This is a genomic window from Hamadaea sp. (assembly GCF_013362815.1).
GTDB lineage: Bacteria > Actinomycetota > Actinomycetes > Mycobacteriales > Micromonosporaceae > Hamadaea.
This window is the reverse complement of record NZ_JABFVK010000051.1, coordinates 24,826-45,881: the sequence shown is the minus strand read 5'-3', so window position 1 is coordinate 45,881 and position 21,056 is coordinate 24,826. Positions and strand designations below refer to the sequence as shown.

Genomic DNA, 21,056 nt, shown 5'->3' with positions numbered 1-21,056 from the left:
GAGGGAGCCATGCGTCGGCTGGTCACCGCCTTCGCCGCCCTGCTGGGGCTGCTGGCCTTGGTAGCGGGCACCCCGCTGCTGCTTCTCCGGGTCGGGTCGCTGCCTGATCGCGTACCCTCCTGGTCGCAATTGTCCGACGCGTTGACCGCGCCGGACGACGGAACGCTGGTGCCGCGGATCTTGACGGTCGTGGGCTGGCTGGCCTGGGCGAGTTTCGCGGCCGGTGTGCTGCTGGAGATTCCCGGGCGGCTGCGGGGCCGCGCGATTCGCGTGCGGGGCCTGCGGATGCAGCAGCGGGTCGCCGCGGCGCTGGTGGGCGCGATCCTCGCGGTTTTCGCTGGCAGCGCGCTGGCTTCGGCCGCTCCGGTCGCGCGCCCGGCGGTCGTGCTGACCCTGCCGCAAGCGCCCGCGCCGCCGATCGCCGTGACGCCGGTCGTCCGGCAGACTCAGCCGGCGGTGCTGCAACGGCCGGTCTACATCGTGAAACGCGGCGACTACCTGGGCAAGATCGCGGAACGGTTCACCGGCGATTTCGACCGCTATCACCAGATCGCGGCGCTCAATCCCAAGCTGGTCCGCAATCCGAACCTGATCCGCCCGGGGTGGCGGCTCACGCTTCCGATCGACGCGCAAGACCGTGGCGCGTCAAGGCACGCCACCGGCCGCGTGCTGCTGCCCGCGCCGCCCAAGCCACCGGCCGCGACACCGCCGTCGACCGCGGTCTCGCCGGCCGAGTCACCCGCCGTCTCACCATCATCGACTGGTACGCCGAAAGCCCGAGCCGAAGACACCAAGGACGGTGGGGTGAGCCCGCTGCTGGTAATGCTGGCCGGATTGGCGGCGGCCGGGGTGCTGACCGGGCATGCGGTGTTGTGGCGTCGCCGGATCGTGCGCATCCATCGTCATCAGGTCAGCCGGCATCGCGTACGCACCCGGGTGGAACCGGTCGGCGTGAAGTGGCCGGTCGAGGGAACGGCGACGGCCACCATTCCGGTGCAGTCCCCGCCGCCGGTTGCCCAGACTTCGCCGGTCGAGATCTACGAGCCGAAGGTGCGTCAGCCGGCCGCGGCCTCCGACCGGCTCGACGCGAGCCTGCGACGGCTGGCGCTCGGGCTGCGATCCCGGCCGGCCTGGGCGATGCCGGACATCTTCGCCGCCTGGCACTACGCCGGTGAACTGGGCGTGGTGCTCGCCGCCCCGTGCGCCGACCCGCCGGAGCCGTACGCCGCGCGCTCGGCCGACACCTGGGCGCTGCCGAGCGGGGCCGAGGTGGAGTTCACCGACGACGCCCCGGCGCCGCTACCCGGGCTGCTGACCCTGGGCACCTGGCCGGAAGGCGGGGAGCTGCTCGTCGACAGCGAGCGTACGGGGTTGCTGACGATCGTCGGCGATCCCGAGAACTCCGACGACCTGCTGCGGCATCTGGCGGCCGAGGCGGCCACGGCGGCCTGGGCGGACACGGCGGCCGTGCTGGTGACCGGGTTCAACAGCACCGACACCCGGGCGTTGGGCGCGCTCAACGAGGCCCGGGTGCGTTCGGTGCCGTCGGTCGAGGACGCGTTGTCCCGGGTGGCCCGGCGAGCCGTCGTCAACCGGTCGGTGCTGCGGGAGAGCGGGATCGCCGACACGATGTCGGCCCGGATCAACAGCGCCAGCGGTTCACTGTGGACGACGCACATCCTGTTCGTCGCCGACCCCTGGGGTCAGCACACCGGCGCGATCGAGGAACTGGACGCGCAACTGGCCGAGTTCGGCCGGGTCGGCGTCTCGGTGGTCGCGACCCATCCGACCACCACTCGCTGGTCGGTCACCGTGGACGCAGGCGGTGCGCTGGACATGCCGTGGCTGGCGTTCTCCGACACGACGGCGTGCCGGTTGTCCGGTACGCAGCTCGGCGCGCTCGCCTCGGCCACCGGCAATCCCGAGTACGCCGGGATGCCGATCGCGGGCGCTCGGCACCGCTCGCGTACCTGAGCCTCGCGTTTCTCTCCGCGCGGGCGCCTCACGCTGGCGCTGGATCAGGGTTCACGGTCGAATCATGGACCATGATTCGACCCAGAACCCTGATCCAGCGCCCCAAAGTGGGGTCAGCCGCGGTCAGCGGGGCGTACGCGCAACGGCGAAGACGGACTGCCCGAAAGGCGGCCGCACGCGGCTCTCGGCGGCTTTCGTGAGCGGCAGCACGATCCGGTCGTAGAAGCTGACCAGCGGCCCTTCCTTGGGGGCCATCCGCAGCAGGCTGGTGGTCACGTAGTAGCCGATCAGCCCGAGCGCGTTGGCGTACTGCAGCCGCTCGATCCGGAGTCCGGCCGCGGTCAACGCGGACGCCATCGTGGCCTTGGTGTACCGCCGGACGTGCCCGGTGGCGATGTCGACCGGGCTCATCGCGAATTCGAACGCCGGGACGATGAGGATCACCGCACCGCCCGGGCGGACCAGCCGGCCCATCGTCCGCAGCGCGCCGACGTGGTCCTCGATGTGCTCCAGCACGTTGTAGGAGACGGCGGCCGAGTGTTCGGCGTACGCCTCCGGCGAGGGCAGGAACATCTCGGTCACCGCGACGGAGGAGTCGCCGCCGAACCGCTCCTTGAGCGCGATCAGCCGCTCGTGGCTGGCTTCGGTCGCGGTGAACCGGGGGACGTGGGCCGCCCACGCCTCGGCATAGTCGCCCAGGCCGCTACCGATCTCGATTGGGTCGTCACCGAGGTAGGGCAGGGCCAGTTCGACGAACCACTGCCGGTGGTTCACCGCGGTGGCCAGCCCTTCGAGGACCTCCGTCTGCGTCGCGTGGTCGCCTTCCAGGACTGCGGTCATTCGTACCCCCCGATGTAGACCGTTTCATCCGGCGTATTCTGACATATCGGACAAGTGCGGTGGTGCGACACCGCATCGAGGTGCGCAATTCGGGGGAATGCATGGTAATAACGGCGACGGCCCTCCCTGATGTCCGGGCCGACGCGCCGCCGTCGCCGCCCCACCGACGGCTGCCTATCGTCGACTTGGTCGCGGTGGTGCTGTTCGTCGCCGCCGGCATCTGGCTCACCGCCGCGCTCTGGCGCGTTCCGGCCGGCGCGACGATCATCGCCAACGAGGACGATCAGGCCTTCTTCGAGTGGATGCTCGCGCATGCCGCGCACGCGCTGACCCACGGGGAAAGCCCGCTGTTCGCCGGGGAGATGAACACACCGGCCGGGGTCAACCTGATGGCGAACACCTCCATCCTCGGGTTCGCGCTGCCGCTCGCGCCGGTCACCCTCCTCGGTGGACCCGCGCTCACCTTCACGCTGATCACCACGCTCGCGTTGATCGGCACGCCGCTCGCCTGGTACTTCGTGCTCTCGCGGCATCTCGTGCGCAATCGCTGGGCCGCCCTGGCCGCCGCGGCCTTCTGCGGCTACGCGCCGGGCCTCGCGGCTCAGGCCCAGGGCCATCCCAATCTGGTCGCCCAGATGCTCGTCCCGGTCATCTTCTGGTGCGTCGTGCGCATTCATCATTCGCCGGTACGCCGAGGGCTGATCCTGGGTCTGCTGGTCGCGTACCAGTTCTTCATCAACGAAGAGGTGCTCTTCCTGCTGGCTCAGGCGTTGGCGATCGCCGTGCTCGTCACGCTCGCCGGAACGCCCCGGCGCCTCCTCCGGCACTGGCGCGGGTACCTCGGCGGGCTCGCCCTTGCCGGGGCGGTGGCGGGGGTGCTGCTGGCGTACCCGATGTATGTGCAGTTCACCGGGCCGCAGAGCTATCACGGCGTACCCAAGATCGTCGGTAGCAGCTTCGGGTTGGACGTGCTCTCCTACGTCTCGTTCCCGCCGACCACGGCGTTCGGGACCAACCCGGGGGCGGAGCAGTTGGCGACCAACCCCGTCGAGGCGAACTCGTTCTTCGGCTGGCCGCTGTTGGTGGTGCTCGCGCTGCTCGTCCTCTGGCAGGTACGCACCCTCGCCGTACGCGTCGCGCTGGCCGTCGCGGCCTGGTTCACCGTGCTCTCCTTCGGGGCGTACCCGGAGGTGGACGGTCATCCGCTCGGCCCGGCGGGACCCTGGCGTGAGCTGATCAAGATTCCGCTGTTCGACTCGGTCGTCCCCGCGCGCATGGGGCTGGCGGTCATCCCGGCATTCGGGGTGATCATCGCGGTGAGCCTGGATCGGCTGCTGTCCCGGGACCGCCGCCGATGGTGGCCGGTTCGCGTGGCCGCTGCCGCGGCCGTGCTCTTCGCCCTGGTCCCGCTCGCCCCCAGACCCCTCGCCGTACGCCCGAAGACCCCCATGCCGAAGTTCCTCGCCGACGGGGCCTGGCGGGCATACGTCCCCTCCGGAACGAGTCTCATGTACGCCGACGTCACCAGCCACGGCGACATCGTCGCGATGCGGTGGGCGGCCGCGTCCGGGCTGGACTTCGCGCTGGCCCGGGGCTACTTCCTCGGACCCGATCCGCGCTCGCCCGAGCGGATCGCGATGTTCAGCACCCTGTACACCACGACGTCGATGCGGATGATGATGGCCGCCCGGACCGGCCGGCCGTCCCGGATCCACTCGCTGGACGTGTCGGGAGCGACGAACGACTTCGAATACTGGAAGGTCGGGGCGATCTTCCTGCCCGACGGCACGCCCAACGCGGGGGCGATCGAGACCACCGTGCGGCGACTGGTCGGGCGGCCCGGCGTACGGGTGGACGACGCGCTGGTCTGGCGAATCGCGTCATGACGGGCCGCACCGTCAACCGGTGGGCCGTGCTGGCCGTGCTCTGCGCCAGTCTGCTGCTGGTCGCGATGGACGCCACCATCCTCAACGTGGCGCTGCCGTCGCTGATCGACGACCTGGATCCGGACGCGTACGAGCAGCTCTGGATCATCGACATCTACGGGCTCGTCCTCGGCGGCCTGCTGATCACGGCGGGTGCGGCCGGGGACCGGTGGGGTCGCAAGACGTTCTTCCTGGTCGGCTTCGTCCTGTTCGGAGCGGCCTCGATCGTCTCGGCCACCGCCGACAGCCCCGGGCGGCTGATCGCGGGGCGGGTGCTGCTGGCCGTCGGCGGCGCGATGGTCATGCCGTCGACGCTGTCGCTCATCCGGAACGTGTTCACCGATCCCCGGGAACGGGGCACGGCCATCGGCGTGTGGGCGTCCGTCGCCGGCGCCGGCGCGGCGATCGGACCCGTCCTGGGCGGCCTCCTCGTCGAGCACTACGGCTGGTCGGCGGCGTTCTGGGTGAACGTCCCCGTCGTGGTGGCCACCGTCGTCTTCGGCTGGCGGCTGCTGCCGGAGTCCCGGTCGCCGGGGCGTACGCGGCTGGACTGGTTCGGTGCGGCGCAGTCGGTGTTCGGCATGATCAGCCTCGTCTGGGGGATCAAGCACCTGGCGAAGGACGGTCTCGCCTCGTCCGCGCCGGTCGCGCTGCTGGCCGGGGCGGGCCTGCTCGCCTGGTTCGCCTGGCGGCAACTGCGGCAGACCGATCCGCTGCTCGACGTGCGGCTGTTCACCAACCGCCCGTTCCTGGCCGGTGCGATCGCGACGCTCATGGCGATGATGGCGGTCGGGGCGGCGTACTTCCTGATCTCGTTGTGGCTGCAGTACGTGCACGGGTACAGCCCGGTCGAGGCGGGCGTACGCATGCTGCCGGGTGCGCTGGCCACCCTGGTCGGCGCGCTCAGCGCCCCCTGGCTGGTACGCCGCGTCGGCGTCCACACGATGCTCGCCCTCGGGCTGGGAGCGCTGGTCGTGGCGTTCGTCGCGCTCGCCACCCTGCCGCTGACCTACGGAGTCGCGGCGTTGGCGCTGGTCGCCTTCGGGTTGGGGGACGGCCTGGCGATCACCACCACGACCGCCGTCATGATCTCGGCCGCGCCACCGGAACGGGCGGGCAGCGCCGCCGCCGTAGAGGAGACCTGTTACGAGTTGGGCATCGGATTCGGCGTCGCCCTGCTCGGCACGATCGCCGCCGTCCTGTACGCCTCCGGCGTGCACGAACTGCCGTTGAGCGAACCGGGCCGGACCGCGGTGGAGGAGTCCATCGGCGGCGCCGTGCACGTCGCCCGTACGCAGGGCGCCCAGGTCAGTGGTTACCTTCTCGAGGTGGCTCGCTCGGCGTACGAGCATGCCTTGGCCGTGACGAGCGCGATCTCGGCAGCGCTGATCGCGGCCGCTACCCTCCTCGCGCTTGCGTTGATTCCGCGCGGTTTCCGTGCCGATGCCGAACACTGAGGTTTGTGTGTCCACTTTTTGCGGTATCTGACGGGACAACCGACGCCCGGGAGCCCGCTATGGCCAAGACCGAAGCGACTCGAGCAGCGATCGAGACCGAGAGCGAGCTGGCGGAGTTCGCCGCTCAGCAAGTGGAGCACGGCCGCGATCTGTGGCTGACCCACCAGATGCAGGTGGGTGGGGGAATCTGCGCAGCCTGCGGTCATGTCTATCCGTGCGAGGACGCCGAGCACGCAGCCTGGCTCGTCGTCTACTGGGCCCGCCACCTCCCCTGACTTTCCCTACCCCTGACCCTGCCCGTCCTTTCCGCGCGATCATGAACTAGCGGTCGTGATCCACCGGCGTGTCGTGTTCCCAAGCCCCTGATCGATTCCGCCGCTCCCTGATCGACAGGGCCTCCCGCCCCGCCGGTAAGACGGGGCGGGCAGGGCGGCTCAGCGGCGCGGCAGGTCGAGCCAGGCCGAACCGCTGAAGGTGACGTTGGCGAGGGCGCCGTTGTCGTCCAGGTAGAGCGGGTCGTGGCCGTCGACGACAAGGGCGATCTTGTGACCGGCCGGAACGTTCCAGGCGGTGGCCGGCAGCCGCAGGTCCAGCGTCAGCGGCGAGCCGGCACTCGCACCGCGCCAACTGATGGGGGCGTGGGTGAGCAGGGAGCCGGTGCCCCACCCGTCGACGTCGTACACGTACGCGATCAGCGTTCCGTTGCCCGAAGACGGAGTCACCCGGAGGTGCACCGTGGGGATGCCTCGGATCTTGAGGGTGGACCCGAGGCTGGACGAGATCCAGACGCCGGCATGGCCGCGGTCGACGCCGGGGAGCCACGCGGTCGGCGGCTGACCGGTCAGCGCAGTCAGGCCGTTGCTGACCAGCGCCACTCCGCCGTCGGCGGTCGTGCCGAGATCGGTCCAGGTGAAGCGGGACCAGCCCGTCGACGGGCTGCCACCGAGATCGCCGGTGCCGTCCCACCAGTGCACCTCACCGAGTCCGTAACGGGTGGTGCTCGTCGACACCGCGGCCCAACTCGCGTACGCCTCGGCCGGGCCGCCGCCGTTGGGCCGCAGGACGATCGGAGTCTCGGTGTCGACGCCGTTCGCCGCACCCGCGAGGTAATGGTCGAACCACCGCCGGGCCGAAGTCCAGACCGCGTTGTCCAGACCGGCGATCCCGGTCAGCTCCGGGATGGCGTGGTCGCCGGGCGAGAACTCCAGGCGCTTGGGCGTACTGAGGGAACCGTAGAAGTCCACGAGCTGGTTCGGGGGGAAGACGCTGTCGCCGAAGGCGTTCGCCATCAGGATCGCAGGCTGGTTGGCGTTGATGCCCGCGAGGTACGTCTTCGCCGATCGGACCCCGGCGAACGCCAGGACGCCGGGCACGTTCCGGTAGTTCCAGAAGTCGCTGATGACGGAGTCGAACTCGGGACTTGTCCGGCCGAGCAGGAGAGCCGCGCCTTGCAGCAGGGCCGGGGCTTGCTGCCGCCGGGTCTGATCGCCGTACAGGCTGGCGGCGAGGTCCGACCAGCCGGACAGGGCGGCCACCGCGCGGATGCGGGCGTCGTTGCCCGCCGCGATCAGGCTGATCCCCGCGCCGTAGGAGACCCCGCCCATGCCGATGTGGGCCGGGTCGGCGCTGGTGTGGGCGAGCAGCCAGTCGATGACGGTGGACACGTCCCGGATGTCCTTGGGACCGGCGGTGTCGATCTGGCCGCCCGAGCTCCACCACCCGCGTGGTGTGTAGGACAAGACGGTGTATCCGGCCGACGCCATCGCCTGGGCCTGGGCGAGGTACTCCAGGTCGTTCAGGCCCCAGCTGGAGGGGAAGACGACGGCGGGGTGCTTGCCGGGATTGGTGGATTCGATGACGTTCGCCTTCAGGACGACGCCGTCCGCGGCGGTGATGTCCACAAAGGTCATCGAGGTGGTTCCGGCGTACGCGGGGGCAGCGACGCCGACGGTGGTGACGAGGAGCGTGAGGGCTACAACGGCTGCGCGAAGGGGGGATTGCGTCCGCATTACCGGACGGTAACTTAGGAGTGGGCTGGATCACAATACCGGCGAGTAACAATCTCCCCGGACGGGCGCTGGATCAGGGTTCTCGGTCGAATCATGGGTCAAGATTCGACCGAGAACCCTGATCCAGCGCCCAAAATCCGAAGACTCAGAGGTGCGAGTCGAGACCGCGTACGCGGAGAAGCCGCCCGAGAGCGGAGGAGTCCCGATAAAGGGCCCACCGCAGGAAGTCCACAGTGGTGGACACAACCACGCTGAAGTGCGGATCTCGTCGGGACACGAAGGGTGCGCTGTGCCCGTCGCCGCTGAGCCGGAGGAACGCGCGAGGCCAAGGAACGGCGTCGAACACGGCCCGATCGGTGTACGCGGGAACGACGGGATCGTCGTCGGCGTGCACGAACAGCAGCGGGGCAGGCGTACCGGTGAAGGTCTGGCCGACGCCGAGCGAGTTCCCCGCGAGGACGATGCCGGCCGTGAAGCGAGGGTCGCGCGGTTGAACCGTGAACACGCCGACCGTGGTGATCCCGCCCGCGGAGTGTCCCGCCGCCGCGACCGAGCGAAGGTCGAGGCTCTTCCGGAGCCCGTCCGTGGCGGGCAACGCAGTCAGTCCATCCAGGACAGATGAGACGTCGGCCGGTTGGTTGAGGACGTCCATCACGTCGAACTTCGCGACCCCAGCCGAGGTATGCGGAAACGCCGGAGCGGCGACGACGAAACCGGCGGCGGCCCAGCGTCGCAGCAGTTCGGCGTACAAGGTGGGGTTTCCGTTCAGGCCGTGCCCGAAGACCACGACGGGAAAGCGCCCGGACGCCTTCGGGTAGTACACCGTCGTGGGCAGCTTCCGGTCGCCCCGCTTGAACCGGAAAGTCCGCGTCGCGATGGAGAATGACTTCGTGGGCGCATGACCGGCCGCGGCGGGAGAGGGTGCGATCGAGGACGCGACCGGTGACGGCACAGCGGAAACGGGAACAGGAGCCGCCGAGCATCCGCTCACCAGCAAGACGAGTACGGCCACGAAGCGGCGCACGTCAGTCCGCCACGATCCGCTGGCCGCCCGTGTAAACGTTCATCGACGGCGGCCGCAGGAACCCGACCAGCGTCATCCCCGCCTCGGCCGCCAGATCCGCGGCGAGCGTACTCGGCGCGCCCACCGCCGCGACCACGCTCACCCCCGCCATCCAGGCCTTCTGCACCAGCTCGAACCCGGCCCGCCCGCTCAGCAGCAGCACCCGCCCCACCAGCGGCACACGGCCCTCGCGCAGCTCCCGCCCGATCAGCTTGTCGACCGCGTTGTGCCGGCCCACGTCCTCGCGCGCCGCGATCAACTCGCCCGCCGCGGAGAACAATGCCGCCGCATGAGATCCGCCGGTACGCGTGAAGCCGCGTTGAGCTAGCGCGAGCTGTTCAGGTAAAGCGGCCAGCGTGGCGGGACTGACCGTGACGGGATCCCCGATCAGGTCGTACGCCGACCGGGTGCGGATGGCGTCGATGCTCGCCTTTCCGCATACGCCGCACGATGAGGTCGTGTAGAAATTTCGTTCGGCGCTCACGTCCGGCTGCGGCACATGGGGGGCGAGGACGACGTCCACGACGTTGTACGTGTTCGGTGTCTCGGCGCCTGCGCAGAGTTGGGCGGTCACGACGTCCTCGGCGCTGCGGATGACGCCCTCGGTGAACAGGAACCCCAGGGCGAGGTCGAGCTCGTCGCCCGGCGTACGCATCGTCACCGCGAGCGGCTTGCGAGCCTGCCCGGCGTGGCCGACTCGGATCTCCAGCGGCTCCTCCCCGGCCAAACTGTCCAGCCGAGTCACGGGAGATCCGCCGACAGTGATGTGCGTGATCGGGCGGCGTCTCATGGCGCAGCACAGGGTTCGAGGCGTACCACGATCTGCTTGGAGGTCGGGGTGTTGGACTCCTTGGCCGTCGCGTCCAGCGGGACGAGGACGTTAGCCTCGGGGAAGTAGGTCGCGGCGCAACCCCGAGCCGTCGGGTACGCCACCACCCGGAACTGTCGGGCGATCCGCTCTCCATCGGGCGATTCGGAGACGATGTCCACATAAGACGCATCCGAGATGCCTAATGCTGCCAAGTCTTCGGGGTGCACGAAGATCACTCGGCGGCCCTGCTTGATCCCGCGATAGCGGTCGTCCAGCCCGTAGATCGTGGTGTTGTACTGATCGTGGCTGCGTACGCTCTGCAGCAGCAGCCGCCCCTCCGGAACCTCGATGGAGGCCTGCGCGGAGACGGTGAACAGCGCCTTGCCGGACGGGGTGGCGAACCGGCGCTCGTCGCGCGGCGGATGCGGCAGGGTGAACCCGCCCGGCTCGGCCACCCGGGCCTCGAAGTCGTCGAAGCCGGGGACGTGCCGCTCGATGAGCGCCCGGATCAGCCGATAGTCGGTCTTCCACTCCCGCCACGGGAGGCGGTCATCCAAGACTTCGGCGGCCAGATCGCAGATGATCGCGATCTCCGACCGCAACTCGGGCGAAGCCGGTTCGAGCCGCCCGCGCGACGAGTGCACACAGGACATGGAGTCCTCGACGGTGACGAACTGGTCGCCGGTCAGCTGCTCGTCGCGCTCGGTACGCCCCAGGCACGGCAGGATCAGCGAGGTCGCCCCGGGTACGGCGTGCGAGCGGTTGAGCTTCGTCGACACGTGCACGGTCAGCTCACAGGAGGCCAGGGCCGCCTCCGTCACGGCGGTGTCCGGGCTGGCCGCCGCGAAGTTCCCGCCGAGCGCGAAGAAGACCTTGGCCGCGCCGTCCCGCATCGCCCGGATCGCCTCGACGGTGTCGAACCCACGCTCGGCCGGCATCGGCAGGCCCAACGCGTCGCCCAAGGCGGGCACCCAGGACGGTGGTTCGTGCCAGATCCCCATCGTGCGGTCGCCCTGCACGTTCGAGTGTCCGCGTACCGGGCAGAGGCCGGCACCGGGCCGGCCGATCATGCCGCGTAGCAGTTGGACGTTGACGACCTCACGGATCGTCGCGACGGCGTCCCGCCCCTGCGTCAAACCCATCGCCCAGCAAACGATCGTCGCGTCGGACTCGGCGAAGTCGCGGGCGGTCGCCTCGATCTCGGCCCGGGTCAGCCCGGTGGCCTGCTCGGTCCACCGCCAGTCGACATGCCGCCGCGCCTGCTCGTACGCCTCGAACCCCGAGGTGTACGCGTCGACGAAGGGCTGGTCGATCGCCGCCTCCTTCAGCAGGAGCGAGCCGATCGCCTGGAAGAGCGCCAGATCGCCGCCGACCCGGATCTGAAGGAAGCGGTGGGCCAACTGCGTACCCGAACCGAGCAGTCCGCGTACACGTTGGGGATTCTTGAAGCGAAGCAAGCCCGCCTCGGGCAGCGGGTTGACCGCGATGATCTTGGCCCCCGCGCGCTTGGCCTTCTCGAGGGCCGTGAGCATGCGCGGATGGTTGGTGCCGGGGTTCTGACCCACGATGACCAGGAGCTTCGCCGCGTGGATGTCGTCGAGGGTGACCGAGCCCTTGCCGATGCCGATGGTGCTGTTGAGCGCGGTGCCGGACGACTCGTGGCACATGTTGGAGCAGTCGGGCAGATTGTTCGTCCCGTACGCCCGCGCGAACAACTGGTAGAGGAAAGCGGCCTCGTTCGAGGTACGCCCGGAGGTGTAGAACAGCGCCTCGTCCGGCCTCGTCTCGCGGAGCTTGCCCGCGACGAGCGAGTACGCGTCGTCCCACGAGATCGGCTCATAGTGCGTGCCGCCGGGCCGGCGAACCATCGGGCCGGTGAGCCGACCTTGCTGGCCCAGCCAGTAGTCGGTCTTCTCGGCGAGCTGTTCGACGGAGTACTCCGCGAAGAACTCCGGAGTGATCCGGCGGAGCGTCGCCTCCTCGGCGACCGCTTTCGCACCGTTCTCACAGAACTCGGCGTGCGCCCGCTTCTTCGGCTCGGGCCAGGCGCAACCGGGACAGTCGAAGCCGTCGGCCTGATTCACCTTGAGCAGCGTGAGCGCCGTCCGGCGTACGCCCATCTCCGCCAGCCCGGCCTGTAGCCCGTGCGTCACGCCGCCCACACCGGCCGCCGCCGTCATCGGCTCGGTGACCCGGGGATGCCGTTCGTCCGGGTCCGCGACCGGAGGCTTCTTCGCCATGGTCGCAGCCTAACTCGCCCGGCGGACGCACCTCCGCTCGCTGCGGACGGCTCGTCGGCTCCCGCCGCGCCCGCGCTCGCCCGCTCCCGCGCTCGCCCGCTCCCGCGCTCGCCCGCTCCCGCGCGCGCCGCCGCTGGGCTGCAGATCAGGGATATGCATGCTTCCCGGGCCCTCGGAAGCATGCATATCCCTGATCTGGCGCGATCTGGCGCGGAAGCGATCTGGTGCGGAAGCGCAGCGCGCTCGAAGGCGGTCAGTCGTTGTTCTTCGACGTCCCGAAGGCCAGGTTGACCACCCAGCTGACAACGCCCACGATGATCGCGCCCCAGAAACCGGCCCAGAAGCCGTTGACCTCGAACGGGATGTTCATGACCCCGGCGAGCCAGCCGACCAGCAGGAACAGCAAGGCGTTGACGACCAGCGCGATGAGGCCGAGGGTCAGCGCGTAGAAGACGCAGCCGACGAGCTTCACGATCGGCTTGATGATCGCGTTGACCAGTCCGAAGATCAGCGCGACCAGCAGGTAGGTGCCGATTTTGCCCCAGGTCGTGTCGGCGGTGACATCGATGCCGTCGACGATCGCCGTGGCGACCCAGAGGGCGCCGGCGGTGACGAGCAACCGGATCAAGAATCCCATATGTCCGATGTTGCCGGAAAGGAACGGTCCACGGAGGAGATTCCGTCACAACTCGGCTTCATCGACTCTGCCAAGTATTGACGAGGCTGTACGGGGCTGGTACTTCATTTGTTAAGCAACTTGTCTAACTATCCGCTAGGCGAGGGGAACCCCATGCCCGAGTTGCACCTCCCGCGGCGCGCGCTGCTTGCTGCCGCCGCACTCCTGCCCCTCACGGCCGCCTGCGACGTCGGCGGCTCGAACTCTCCCGACTCCGGTGGCGAGGGGAGTGGCGAAGGCAAGATCACCGCCCTGTTCATGCAGCAGGCCGGGTACTCCGAGGCGGACATCCGCGCGATGACCACGGACTTCCAGGCGAAGTACCCGAAGATCACCGTCGAACCGACGTTCGTGGCGTACGAGGCTCTGCATGACAAGATCGTCGCGGCCGCCCCGGCCGGGACCTACGATGTCGTGCTCATCGACGTCATCTGGCCGGCCGAGTTCGGCAGCAAGAAGATCGTCACCGACGTGACCGGCCAGTTCCCGGCCGCGTGGAAGACCGACATGCTCGGCGGTGCGCTGAAGACCGCCGAGTACCAGGGCAAGTACTACGGCGTGCCGTGGATCTTGGACTCCAAGTACCTCTTCTACAACACCGAGATCCTCGGCAAGGCCGGTGTCGACCCCACCTCGCTGTCCACCTGGGACGGCGTACTGGCGGCGGCAGCCAAGATCAAGTCAGCCAACCTGGTCAAGCACCCGCTGATCTGGAGCTGGAAGCAGGCCGAGGCGCTGATCTGCGACTACACCCAGCTCCTGGGCGCGTTCGGCGGCAAGTTCCTGAGTGACGACTTTAAGTCGATCGCGTTCGACAGCGGCGGTGGCCTCGAAGCGCTCAAGTGGATGAAGAAGACCATCGACGACGGGCTGACCAACCCGAACTCGATGGAGTCACTCGAGGAAGATGTCCGCAAGATCTTCTCCGAGGGCTCGGCCGCGATGGCGCTGAACTGGACCTACATGTTCAACGCCGCGAACGACCCGGCCCAGTCGAAGGTCGCCGGCAAGGTGGAAGTGCTGCCCACCCCGTCGGCGAGCGGCGGCAGTCCCGGCGTCAACGGTTCGATGGCGCTCTGTGTGAGCGGCGGGAGCAAGAACCAGAAGGCGGCCTGGACCTACATCAGTTACCTGACCAGCGCCGAAGTGCAGAACAAGTACGCCAAGAGCAGCCTGCCCTGCTGGGGCAAGTCCTACGACGATGCCGCGGTCGTCTCGGTGGCGCCGAAGATGGTGGCGGCGGCGAAGAAGGAGCTCGCGAGCTTGATCTCCCGCCCGGAGGTGCCCCGCTACAACGAGATCAGCCAGATCCTCCAGGCCGAGCTGCAACAGGCGCTCCTCGGGAAGAAGGCCCCGGAGAAGGCTCTGGCCGACGCGGCGACGCAAGCCAAGTCGCTGTTGTGAGGAAGCAGGCTCCGCTCGCCGCGGCCTTGCTGCTGCCGGCGGCGCTGGTCGTCTTCGGGGTGGTGCTGTGGCCGGCCGGCAGGGCGCTGGTCATCTCGTTCCTGGACGTCGACAGCCCGTTCCCGGGTGCGTACCCGTTCGTCGGGCTCGGGAACTATGCCGACATCCTGACCAACCCACGGTTCTGGGCGGCGGCGCAGCACACGCTGTACTTCACCGTCGCCTCGACGACTCTGGAGGTGGTGCTGGGCCTCGGCCTGGCCCACCTCCTCGCCGCCCCGATGCGGTTCCGCTGGCTGTTCCGGGCGATCGTGATCCTGCCCTGGGCGTTGCCGACCATCGTCAACGGCGCGATGTGGCGCTGGATCCTCAACGCGGAGTACGGCGCGCTCAACGCGCTGCTCACTCAGCTGCACTTGATGGACGACTACCACTCGTGGCTGGGGGCCGACCCGTTCCTCGCGTTGAACATGGTCGTGGTCGCCGACGTCTGGAAGAACACCTCGCTCGTGGCGTTCTTCCTGCTCGCTGGGCTGTCTGCGATCCCGGCCGAACTCGGTGAGGCGGCGCGCATCGACGGCGCCGGGTCGTTCCGCGTCTTCTGGCGCATCACGCTGCCCCTGCTGCGGCCCACGCTCGCCGCCGTCCTGGTGCTGCGCGTCATCGAGGCGTTCAAGGTCTTCGACATCGTCTATGTCATGACCGGCGGCGGCCCGGCCAGCGGCACGCAGACCATCACTTTCCTGACCTATCTGCAGGCGTTCTCCGCGCAGCGGTTCAGTTACGGAGCTGCATTGGCGTACCTCACGGTGGTGGCGGTGTTGCTGCTCGCCTTGATCTACCTACGACTGTTGCGGCAACAGGAGATGAGGGCGCTATGAGGCGTACTCTGGGCGCGCTGACCGCCTCCGCGTTGATCCTCGCGCCTTTCCTCTGGCTCGTCGTGTCGTCCGTCTCCGGCCAGACCGACCTGCTCGAACACCCGCTGCACTGGTGGCCCGAGCACGTCACGCTGTCGCGCTACCAAGAGATCTTCACGGGGCGCGAAGGCGTCGCGGCGCAGTTCCGGGCCGCGATGGTCAACAGTCTCATCGTCGGCGCGGGCACCGTCGTCGTCTCGGTCTCCGTGGGCATTCTCGGCGGGTACGCCTTGGCGAGGCTGACGTTTCCGTTACGGCGTATGGCGTTGATGTCGTTCCTCGTGACCTACATGTTGCCGCCGATCGTGCTGATCATCCCGCTGTACCTGCTGATGGCCCGGTTCGGCCTGCTCGACACCAAACTCGGGTTGATCATCGTCTACTGTTCGCTCGCGACGCCGTTCGCGCTGTGGACGATGAGCACCTTCTTCGGTTCACTGCCGGTCGAGCTGGAAGAGGCGGCGCGAGTCGATGGGTGTACGCGTCTCGGCGCGCTCGTTCGCGTCATCCTGCCGCTCGCCCGGCCCGGCATCGTGGCCACGGTGCTGTTCGTCTTCCTATTGTGCTGGGACGAATTCCTGTACGCCCTGATCTTCACGTCCACATCGGATGCCAAGACCATCCCGGTCGCGATCGCCGAGTTCACCGGCCGCAACGCCGTCGACTTCGGGCTGATCGCGGCCGGTGGAGTGCTCGCGGCGCTGCCACCGGTGCTGCTGGCCGTCGTCCTTCAGCGCCACCTGCTCGCCGGCCTCACCGCCGGCTCCCTCAAGTAACCCTCTCGCCCCGTTGATCATGAACCTATGGTTCCGCTTTGGGCCTTGAGCGGAACCATAGGTTCATGATCAACGAGAACGGGGACGGGCAACGGGAAGGGTGGGAACCGGGATGGGCCGGCGGGCGTCGGACTGGGCATGAGACGAGTCCTGGCAGTCATCGCGTCGGTGGCAGTGCTGCTGGCGGGTTGTTCGAGTCCCGAGCGGGTGAGCCGGGACGCCGCGATCCAGGTGACCCGGGTGGGCGGCGCGCCCCACGTCAACGACCGGCTCGAGCTCCAGTCGGACGGGTCGTGGAGCTTCACCGACACCGCAGGGAAGCGGTTCAGCGGCACCCTTGCGCCCGACCAACTGACCGCGGCGTACGCCCTCGTGACGAGCGACGAGTTCGCCGAGGAGATGGTGCAGCCGACCAAGGACATGATGTGCGCTGACGCGCCGGTCGTGACGGTGACCGCCGGTGGGCGTAAGTCGACCTATTTCGGCTGCTTCGAGGACAAGTGGCCGAAGACCGCGGCTCTTGTGGACTTGTTGCAGCGCAACATAACCGTACCGAACGGGGCCTAGGACGAGGCCGGCCGGCCGCTGGGGGTACGCGGCCGGCCGGTCTCCTGAAACTGGTCACTCCTCTTCGGGCCGGGCGGTCCGGGGAAGCAGGAACACCAGCCCGAAGGCGACCACGAGCAGTCCCAGCGAGATCGTCGTGGTGGTCGTCATGGCTTCGGCGAACCCGGCGTGCAGCCGGTTGAAGAAGACGGTGCCGAGGACGGCGATGCCGACCGCGCCGGCGAACTGCTGAACCGCGTTCAGTACGCCCGAAGCCGAGCCGACCTGGTGATCGTCGACCCCGTTGAGCACGGTGCCGAAGATCGGGCCGAGGCCGAGACCCATGCCGATTCCGGCGACGAAGGTCGAGGGCAGCAGCGCCCAGATCGAGACGGTGTCGCCGCCGGACCACACCGTCAGGGTGAAGGCCGCGAACGCGGCGAGCATGGTCCCGAGTCCGATGTGGATGAGGCGGCGGCCGAGCTTGGCGACGAGCCCGTGTCCGGCGATCGCGCCGGCGGCGATGCCGAGCGCCATCGGCGCACTGGACAGGCCGGCCTTCAGCGGGCCGAAGCCCAGTCCGAGCTGGGTGAACAGGCCGTACGCCAGCATGAAGCCGGTCAGCGCGCCGAAGAAGCCCAGGAAGACGGCGAGTCCGCCGGTGAACGCCCGCCGGGCGAACAGTCCGCCCTCGATGAGCGGGGAGTCGGCCCGCCGTCGTTCGTACGCCACGAACAGGCCGAAGAAGGCGAGCGACGCGGCGAGCAGGCCGAAGATCCAGGCCGGCCAGTCCAGTTCGCGGCCCTGGATCAGCGGGTAGATGAGCAGGCCGGAGGCGGCGGTCAGGAAGACCATGCCGGGGACGTCCAGCCGGGGGCGATCCGTCGCGGGTGCGGTCGCGGGCATGAAGCGGATCGAGCCGAGCACGGCGAAGAGGATGATCGGGACGTTGATCAGGAAGATCATCCGCCAGCCGGTGCCGAACCAGTCGGCGTCGATCAACGCGCCCGCCAGGATCGGGCCGCCGACCGCGGACAGGCCCATGACCGGGCCGAACGCGCCGAAGGCCTTGCCGATCTCGTCCGGCGGGAAGACGGCCTTCAGGATGCCGAAGCCTTGCGGGATCATCATCGCGCCGAGGCCACCCTGCAGTACGCGAGCCGTGATGAGCATGGCGGGATCCTGGGCGGTGGCGCAGAGCACGGAGGCGAGCCCGAAGCCGACCGCGCCGATCAGGAACATCCGCTTGCGGCCGAAGATGTCGCCGAGCCGGCCGCCGGTCACGAGCATGACGGCGAAGGCGAGCGTATAACCCGCGCCGATCCACTGGATCATGCTGTCCGATCCGCCGAGCGCCCGGTGAATGCTAGGCGCGGCGATGTTGACGACGGTCGCGTCGAGCAGGTCGACGACCTCCGCGCCCAGAACCAGCCAGAGCACGAGCCACCGCCATCGATAGGGCGGCGCGGGCGCGGCGACACTGGAAGGAACGCTGTTCGTCGTTACGGAACGCTGTTCGGTAGTCATGAACCAAGTTCTACGTGACGAACGGCGTTCGTGTCAAGTACAGTGTTCGGCATGACACGTGGCATGACCGACGACGACATCCCGGCGCCCCCGTGGCAACGCCCGGCCAAGGCCGCGAAACCGATTCGGCGGCAGCTCAGCCGCGACGCGATCGTGGACGCTGCGTTGGGCGTACTCGATAAGGAAGGCCTGGACGCCGTGACCATGCGTCGCGTCGGCCAGGAGTTGCACACCGGGGCCGCGTCGCTCTATGTCCATGTGGAGAACAAGGAGGAACTGCACCACTTGCTGTTGGACCGTGTGATCGCGGACATTCCGCTTGAAAAGCCGGATCCGACGCGAGCGGTGGAGCAGATCAAGGACTTCGTGCGGAACTCGGTACGCGTCATGGCCTCCCACCCGGGGGTGTCGCAGATCGCGATGTCGGGGCTGCCGAGCGGCGCGAACGCGATGCGGATGATGGAGTACCTGCTCACGCTGCTGCGGTTGGCCGGGATGCCCGACCAGGTGGCGGCCTGGGCCGGTGACCTGCTCGGCGACTTCATTCCCGCGATCGCGCTGGAGCAGAGTTTCTTCCGCGCGGCCGGGATCACCGAGGAGTCGATGGCCGAACGGATCGGGCAATACCGCGATTATCTGGCGTCGCTGCCCGCCGACCGTTTCCCGACGCTACGGCTGCTGGCGGACAACATGGTCGCCGGGAACGGCAACGAGCGCTTCGAGTTCAAGCTCGACGTCCTGCTCTCGGGGTTGCTCGCCGTCGCCTCCCGCTGACTTCCTTGCTATTTGCTGCAGATCACGGTTATGCATGCCTCCAGGCCCCGCTGAGGCATGCATAACCGTGATCTGCAGCTGTCGGGGCGGGCGCGGGCGGGCGCTGGTGAGCGGCGAGGGTCAGCCGAGGATGGGCAGCGAGGGCAGAAGCGACGGCAGCGGCGGAAGCGGGAGCAGTCCGCCGTGACTGGGCGACGGAGACGGCGAAGCCGGCGCAGGAGACGGCGTGGTCGACGGAGCGACCCCGGACGGCCGGGGAACGGCGCTCGGCGCGACGCCGGACGGCGTGGTCGGCGAAGAACCCGGCACGGGGATGGTGACAGCGGCGAGGGCTGCCCGGAGCTGCTCGATCCGAGCGGCGAGGCGCTGGCGGTCAGCGGCGTCGGTCACCTTCGGCAGCAAGGCGGCGGCTTTGTCCGTCAACGCTCGCGCGTCGTCGAACCGGCGGTCGGCGTACGCCGTCGTCGCCTGATCCAGGAACGCGGTCGCCTGCTGGACGGCGGCTCGATCGGCGTACACGATCTTCGTGATGGGCCACAGTGGACTGCCCGGACCGGCGTTGGCCGCACCCGCGGTGAGCCCGCCACCGAGGACCACGACGGCCGCGGCGATCGCGGCGACCAACCGAGCCGAGAGGGGCCGTCTCTTGAGGCGGATCGCCGGGGCGGGCGAGTCAACCGTCATGGGCGCCGAGAGGGACGACTGCCAGGACGACAGCATGACGGCGAGCGAGTCGTCGGCTGGCGGGGGTGATCCGGAACCCAGTAGATCCAGCAGTTCGTCGTCGCGGGCGAGCTGCGCGGGGTCGACGGGGTCGGCGTCCGGGAAATGTCCCTGGTTGCGAATCTTCATGCCGCGGACACCTCATCGAAGACGTCCCCGGCCAGCGTACGCAGCTTGGCCAGGGCGCGGGACTGGGCGACGCGGACGGCGGTCGCAGACATGGACAGCGCCGAACCTACCTCGTCGGCGCTGAGGCCGACGGCGACCCGGAGCACGATGATCTCGCGTTGCGTGTCGTTGAGCTGGTTCAGCAACAGCGCGAGCCGCCGGGCCTGGTCAGCCGAGATGGCCTGCTGTTCGGGGCCGGGTGTGCTGTCCGGCCGCTCCGGGACCGAGTCGACCGAGACGGTGAGCCGCCGAACCGCGCTGCGTTGCGCGTCGGCCACTTTGCGGGCGGCGATGCCGTAGACGAAAGCGGAGAACGGCACTCCCTGCTGGCGGTATCGCGGCAGCGCCCGGAGGAGCGCCATGCAGACCTCCTGGGAGATGTCGTCGGCCGTGGTGTACGCCCCGCCGATCTGGCCGAGCCGGGCCCGGCAATAGCGGACCACCCCGGGTCGCACGTCGGTGAGCAGGGCTTCGGTCGCCGCGGGCTCACCGCGTACGGCCCGTTCGACCAGCTCCGATTCCGACCACCCCACGCTGTGCACGATAACCAACGTTCCAGGCCGGTAAAAGTCGTGAGCGCTGCCGTACGCTGACCGCCACAATCCCCCCAGGAATCGAGAGACCCCGTGGACACCGCAACCCTCCAGCGGCAACAGACCCTGCACATGAAGCAGCGCATCGCCCTCATGGTGAACCAGTACGAAATCCACGATTCGGATGCCAGCGGCAATCCGGGCAGCCTGATCGCCTTCGCCCAGCAGAAGCGGATGGCGCTGAAGGAGCAGGTCACCCTCTACACCGACAGCACCAAGCAGGCGGTGGTGGCCGGATTCAAGGCCCGTCAGGTCATCGACCTCGGGGCGACCTACGACATCACCGACGGCGCCGGTACGCCGATCGGCACGTTCCGCAAGGACTTCGCGAAGTCGCTGCTGCAGTCGACGTACCACTTCGAGCAGCCGGGTCTGGGCACCATCACGGGCCAGGAGCGCAGCCTGCCGATCGCGTTGTTGCGCCGCTTCCTGGTGAGCTGGCTGCCGTACCACTTCGACTTCGTCCGCAACGGTCAGGTCGCGTTCTCGGTCAACCGCAAGTTCTCCCTGCGCGACAAGTACCTCATCACCATCAACGACCCGGAGTTGGACCGCCGGGCCGTCATCGCGATGGCGGTCGCGCTCGACGCGCTCCAAGCCCGCTGAGGCAACTGGCGAAATTTCCCTGTA

Annotated in this window: 19 protein-coding genes; 10 read left to right on the top strand and 9 right to left on the bottom strand. The window is 68.8% G+C overall.

Annotated elements, in window-relative coordinates; translation table 11 throughout:
- Positions 1–9: 9 nt before the first annotated feature.
- On the top strand, positions 10–1,974 hold the full coding sequence (locus tag HOV77_RS23260) for a LysM peptidoglycan-binding domain-containing protein (protein WP_290865006.1): 1,965 nt from the start codon (positions 10–12) through the stop codon (positions 1,972–1,974).
- Positions 1,975–2,097: 123 nt separating this feature from the next.
- On the opposite strand, the gene HOV77_RS23255 is transcribed toward HOV77_RS23260, so the two are convergent.
- On the bottom strand, positions 2,098–2,814 hold the full coding sequence (locus HOV77_RS23255) for a methyltransferase domain-containing protein (RefSeq protein ID WP_290865004.1): 717 nt from the start codon (positions 2,812–2,814) through the stop codon (positions 2,098–2,100).
- 101 nt (positions 2,815–2,915) lie between these two features.
- Here HOV77_RS23255 and HOV77_RS23250 point away from each other — a divergent pair, with 101 nt between their 5' ends.
- Genes HOV77_RS23250 through HOV77_RS23240 form a run of 3 tightly spaced genes read left to right on the top strand, consistent with a single transcriptional unit; the run spans position 2,916 to position 6,471 of the window.
- Positions 2,916–4,700: a hypothetical protein gene (locus HOV77_RS23250; protein WP_290865002.1), complete on the top strand. Its 1,785-nt coding sequence runs from the start codon at positions 2,916–2,918 to the stop codon at positions 4,698–4,700.
- On the top strand, positions 4,697–6,196 hold the full coding sequence (locus HOV77_RS23245; protein ID WP_290865000.1) for an MFS transporter: 1,500 nt from the start codon (positions 4,697–4,699) through the stop codon (positions 6,194–6,196). Before HOV77_RS23250 ends, HOV77_RS23245 begins: the two co-directional genes overlap by 4 nt.
- 59 nt (positions 6,197–6,255) lie before the next feature.
- Positions 6,256–6,471, top strand: a complete 216-nt coding sequence (locus HOV77_RS23240) for a hypothetical protein (protein ID WP_290864997.1) — start codon at positions 6,256–6,258, stop codon at positions 6,469–6,471.
- A gap of 159 nt (positions 6,472–6,630) precedes the next feature.
- Here HOV77_RS23240 and HOV77_RS23235 read toward each other — a convergent pair whose 3' ends face one another.
- The 5 genes from HOV77_RS23235 to HOV77_RS23215 form a co-directional block, all read right to left on the bottom strand.
- The gene (locus HOV77_RS23235; protein WP_290864995.1) at positions 6,631–8,205 is read right to left on the bottom strand and encodes a CocE/NonD family hydrolase; all 1,575 of its coding nucleotides are present in this window, start codon (positions 8,203–8,205) and stop codon (positions 6,631–6,633) included.
- Between the two features lie 145 nt (positions 8,206–8,350).
- Entirely contained in the window at positions 8,351–9,229 is an 879-nt protein-coding gene (locus HOV77_RS23230; RefSeq protein WP_290864994.1) for a dienelactone hydrolase family protein, read from the bottom strand.
- 1 nt (position 9,230) lies between these two features.
- Entirely contained in the window at positions 9,231–10,058 is an 828-nt protein-coding gene (fdhD, locus tag HOV77_RS23225; RefSeq protein WP_290864991.1) for a formate dehydrogenase accessory sulfurtransferase FdhD, read from the bottom strand.
- On the bottom strand, positions 10,055–12,319 hold the full coding sequence (locus tag HOV77_RS23220) for an FdhF/YdeP family oxidoreductase (RefSeq protein WP_290864989.1): 2,265 nt from the start codon (positions 12,317–12,319) through the stop codon (positions 10,055–10,057). Before HOV77_RS23220 ends, fdhD begins: the two co-directional genes overlap by 4 nt.
- A gap of 253 nt (positions 12,320–12,572) precedes the next feature.
- Entirely contained in the window at positions 12,573–12,956 is a 384-nt protein-coding gene (locus HOV77_RS23215) for a phage holin family protein (RefSeq protein ID WP_290864987.1), read from the bottom strand.
- 153 nt (positions 12,957–13,109) lie between these two features.
- On the opposite strand from HOV77_RS23215, the gene HOV77_RS23210 reads away from it, so the two are divergent.
- The 4 genes from HOV77_RS23210 to HOV77_RS23195 all read left to right on the top strand — a co-directional run bounded on the left by HOV77_RS23210 (position 13,110) and on the right by HOV77_RS23195 (position 16,662).
- The gene (locus tag HOV77_RS23210; protein WP_290864985.1) at positions 13,110–14,399 is read left to right on the top strand and encodes an extracellular solute-binding protein; all 1,290 of its coding nucleotides are present in this window, start codon (positions 13,110–13,112) and stop codon (positions 14,397–14,399) included.
- Positions 14,396–15,280: a sugar ABC transporter permease gene (locus HOV77_RS23205; RefSeq protein WP_290864983.1), complete on the top strand. Its 885-nt coding sequence runs from the start codon at positions 14,396–14,398 to the stop codon at positions 15,278–15,280. Before HOV77_RS23210 ends, HOV77_RS23205 begins: the two co-directional genes overlap by 4 nt.
- Complete coding sequence (locus tag HOV77_RS23200) at positions 15,277–16,095, top strand: carbohydrate ABC transporter permease (RefSeq protein WP_290864981.1); 819 nt, start codon at positions 15,277–15,279, stop codon at positions 16,093–16,095. Before HOV77_RS23205 ends, HOV77_RS23200 begins: the two co-directional genes overlap by 4 nt.
- Positions 16,096–16,233: 138 nt before the next feature.
- Positions 16,234–16,662 (top strand): hypothetical protein, encoded by a 429-nt coding sequence (locus HOV77_RS23195; protein WP_290864980.1) that lies wholly within the window; start codon positions 16,234–16,236, stop codon positions 16,660–16,662.
- 54 nt (positions 16,663–16,716) lie between these two features.
- On the opposite strand, the gene HOV77_RS23190 is transcribed toward HOV77_RS23195, so the two are convergent.
- Positions 16,717–18,168 carry an MFS transporter gene (locus HOV77_RS23190; protein WP_290864978.1) on the bottom strand — a complete coding sequence of 484 codons (1,452 nt, stop codon included), beginning with the start codon at positions 18,166–18,168 and terminating at the stop codon, positions 16,717–16,719.
- Positions 18,169–18,219: 51 nt separating this feature from the next.
- Here HOV77_RS23190 and HOV77_RS23185 point away from each other — a divergent pair, with 51 nt between their 5' ends.
- Entirely contained in the window at positions 18,220–18,942 is a 723-nt protein-coding gene (locus tag HOV77_RS23185) for a TetR/AcrR family transcriptional regulator (protein ID WP_290864976.1), read from the top strand.
- Between the two features lie 120 nt (positions 18,943–19,062).
- Here HOV77_RS23185 and HOV77_RS23180 read toward each other — a convergent pair whose 3' ends face one another.
- Entirely contained in the window at positions 19,063–19,794 is a 732-nt protein-coding gene (locus HOV77_RS23180; protein WP_290864974.1) for a hypothetical protein, read from the bottom strand.
- Positions 19,791–20,375, bottom strand: a complete 585-nt coding sequence (gene shbA / locus HOV77_RS23175) for an RNA polymerase sigma factor ShbA (RefSeq protein WP_363260794.1) — start codon at positions 20,373–20,375, stop codon at positions 19,791–19,793. The genes HOV77_RS23180 and shbA overlap by 4 nt, the downstream gene beginning before the upstream one ends.
- Positions 20,376–20,498: 123 nt before the next feature.
- Here shbA and HOV77_RS23170 point away from each other — a divergent pair, with 123 nt between their 5' ends.
- On the top strand, positions 20,499–21,032 hold the full coding sequence (locus tag HOV77_RS23170) for a hypothetical protein (RefSeq protein ID WP_290865169.1): 534 nt from the start codon (positions 20,499–20,501) through the stop codon (positions 21,030–21,032).
- Positions 21,033–21,056: the final 24 nt, after the last annotated feature.